3 protein-coding genes are annotated in these 2,327 nt (G+C 40.4%); 1 reads left to right on the top strand and 2 read right to left on the bottom strand.

Annotated features, from left to right (window positions below; genetic code table 11):
* Positions 1 to 117 precede the first annotated feature (117 nt).
* Positions 118 to 294 carry a hypothetical protein gene (locus tag F6J94_RS33090; protein ID WP_293047998.1) on the top strand — a complete coding sequence of 59 codons (177 nt, stop codon included), beginning with the start codon at positions 118 to 120 and terminating at the stop codon, positions 292 to 294.
* Here the strand turns inward: F6J94_RS33090 and F6J94_RS33085 are convergent.
* Both F6J94_RS33085 and F6J94_RS33080 read right to left on the bottom strand, forming a co-directional pair.
* The gene (locus tag F6J94_RS33085; RefSeq protein WP_293047995.1) at positions 266 to 1,183 is read right to left on the bottom strand and encodes a Uma2 family endonuclease; all 918 of its coding nucleotides are present in this window, start codon (positions 1,181 to 1,183) and stop codon (positions 266 to 268) included. The genes F6J94_RS33090 and F6J94_RS33085 overlap by 29 nt on opposite strands.
* A gap of 347 nt (positions 1,184 to 1,530) precedes the next feature.
* Positions 1,531 to 2,178 carry a Uma2 family endonuclease gene (locus F6J94_RS33080; RefSeq protein WP_293047990.1) on the bottom strand — a complete coding sequence of 216 codons (648 nt, stop codon included), beginning with the start codon at positions 2,176 to 2,178 and terminating at the stop codon, positions 1,531 to 1,533.
* Positions 2,179 to 2,327: the final 149 nt, after the last annotated feature.

The raw sequence follows: 2,327 nt of genomic DNA, 5'->3' as shown, positions 1-2,327 counted from the left end.
CTACACAAGATGCCAGTTCTACACAAGATGCCAGTTCTACACAAGATGCCAGTTCTACACAAGATGCCAGTTCTACACAAGATGCCAGTTCTACACAAGATGCCAGTTCTACACAAGATGCCAGTTCCACCAAGATGCCCATTCCACAAAACTATTAAAATCCTTCCATTATTAAGCAACGCCATAGTTATAATTATATCCTTATTCCCGATTCCCGATTCCCGATTCCCGATTCCCGATTCCCTAGCAGAAGGAAGCTATGTTTTTATAACTGATTATCTGAACATGATCTAATTTCCTCCCGATCAACTCCAGTGATATTAGCAACTTGTTCAACATCCATCCCTGATTGCAACAGATTGACTATAATCTGTTTCACTTGTTGCTGGGCTTGTTCTTTTGCTTCCCGTTCCTGTTCGGTATCAGTCAGAAGCCAATTTCCCGAACCATCACACCAGCGCAACCAATTACGAGTTATGCCAGCATACTCTCCCCACCACAATCCCACACCTATGTCTAGTTCTGGAATCCAAATCTGGGGTGGGTCAGCTAAAATCCCTTGCTCTTGGTAACCAGCTCCGATTAATTTGAAAAACCGAATTTGGTTGGTATAGCGACTAAACACGAGATAATAAGGTACCCGTAATCGTTGCTCATAGACTTCCCACTTGGAAGGAATAGTTTGATGGGTACGCTCACTGCTACTATTACTAGTTTTATTACTATCTTGTAGTTTAATCTTATCACTATTTCCATCAACTCTTATAGATGCTTGAGATTCTTGATCTAGGTTATCCCCCAAGTCGTCTTTTGCAGTTGTCGGTGATAGCAATTCTACAATTATAAAGGGATTAACTCCTTCTTGCCAAATTACATAGCTAGATCTAATATCAGTGCCTTCGTATAAACGGGGAACTCCCACTACTAAAAACCAATCCGGGCGTTTATACCATTGAGGATGGCGCACATCATAGTAAAGATTTAAATCTGTACCAATAAATACTTCCTCAGAAGGGTAATACTGACAACGAAAGGTGCGACTTAATAATTCTGGTTGTAAATCGTGAAATTCGTCTGCCAAACCAGGTTCCTCCGGATTCTCACTTGGCAGGTCATACATGCTAGGTAGCGTTTCTTTAGGAGAGGCAGGAGCTTCACTTTGGGGAATCAAGTTTTTAGTCATTTTTTTAGGGAGTAGGGAGTAGGGAATCGGGAGTAGGGAGTAGGGAGTAGGGAATCGGGAATCGGGAGTAGGGAGTAGGGAATCGGGAATAGTAGGAAAGATATCAGAGTTGTTTTTATTATAAAAAATTATTGAACATAAATTTATTATAATTTATTTGTTGTAATTTCAATTTATAGTCTTATTTTTTGAATGTTAATCGCTAATATTATAACGTTTATTATCCTGATCAGGTACATTCAATTTTCTTCCCCCTGCTCCGAAGTCCCTGCTCCCTGTTCCCTGTTCCCTGTTCCCTAAAATCCAGAAATTGTATACCTCACCCAATTGATAACTACTATAAAACTTCAATCCAAATTATTTTGTTTTCTAACCCAAGCCCTAAACGCCCGTAATGTTGCTGTTTCGCCATCGACTAAACTTTGGTTAATAAACCTAGGAATAGCATTCAAAGGCATCCAAGGGAAGGTTGGACTCTGATTTACTTGATTATAAATTAAAATCGGTTGTTGTAGCACAAAAACTTCTAATTTTTGTCCATTATAACGCCACAATTCAGGGACACCAAGCGCTGCATAAATAGGACGCTTATCTAAAGAACCACTGGTGATATCGACTTCTAAGACTAAATCAGGCGGTGGGTCATGATCTAAATTAATGGTTTGCTTATGTCTTACCAATGGCTCATTTTGGAGATAGTAACAGGAGTCAGGTTCTGCACCTTTTAACCGTGTTTCTCGCTTAAGAGTCAAGGAGCCAAAGGTTTTGATAGTTAGATTTAATTCATCAGCGATCGCACCAATCAAGCGTTCAATAAAGCGGTTATTATTTTCATGGGGGCCTAAGGGAGTCATAATTTCTAATCTTCCGTCATCGTAAGCCAAGCGAGTGGAGCGGTCTTCTCCTAATTCTGTGAGTAATTGTTCAAAGATATGCCAACTGACATTGTTGCAAATTACCCGCTGTTCAGCCAGTTCATAATTTCCTGTGATCATGGGATGGGATTACCTCTTTAGGATTACTTTTATATATAGCAGTGCTCAATTGGTTGAGGGACTTTTTACTGGGTTTTAGGGAGTAGGGAGTAGGGAGTAGGGAGTAGGGAGTAGGGAGTAGGGAGTAGGGAGTAGGGAGTAGGGAGTAA

The organism is Moorena sp. SIO1F2 (assembly GCF_010672755.1).
Classification (GTDB): Bacteria; Cyanobacteriota; Cyanobacteriia; order Cyanobacteriales; family Coleofasciculaceae; genus Moorena.
This window is presented reverse-complemented; position numbering and strand designations above follow the sequence as displayed.